Source organism: 'Chrysanthemum coronarium' phytoplasma (assembly GCF_000744065.1).
GTDB classification, from domain to species: Bacteria; Bacillota_I; Bacilli_A; order Acholeplasmatales; family Acholeplasmataceae; genus Phytoplasma; species Phytoplasma asteris.
Window position 1 is genome coordinate 1 of sequence record NZ_BBIY01000170.1, and the last position, 503, is coordinate 503.

A 503-nucleotide genomic window follows, 5' to 3' on the forward strand; every position below is an offset into this window, starting at 1 on the left:
ATCAAAATATTTCTGATTTTAAGAAATTATTTATTAATGATAAGGGTTTGGAAAAAGCTTTCTTAGAATCTCGTATTTTTAATTTAAAAGATTTAAAAGCTTCTGGATATACTTGGGAACAATTAATATCTGTTGGATATAGTTCGCAAGATTTAAAAGCTTCTGGATATACTTTGACAACTCAAAAAATTCATTATCAAAAAGACGGAAAAACTATTTTTTACATAGAAACATTTGACTATCAAACAGGTAAAAAAATTAAAGAAGTAACATATGAAGATGATGGTGAAACACTAGATTGCATAGAAACATTTGACTCTCAAACAGGTGAACAAATTGACAAAATAAATTATAACCCAGATGGAACTGTTTCATTAAAAATAATTTATTAATTATGAATAATAAAAAAAGAAAATTAATTTATTTTAAGTCTGAAAGTATTCAAAGACGAGCAGAGCGAACTAGGCGGCCAGCCGAAGTACAACCAAATTAATCATTACCCT

The 503-nt window shown here is 26.8% G+C and carries 1 protein-coding gene; it reads left to right on the plus strand.

Going from position 1 to position 503, the window contains the following annotated elements:
* On the plus strand, positions 1-392 hold a 392-nt coding region (locus tag OYV_RS04350; protein ID WP_042068517.1), incomplete at its 5' end, for a DUF2963 domain-containing protein.
* Between the last annotated feature and the right edge of the window lie 111 nt (positions 393-503).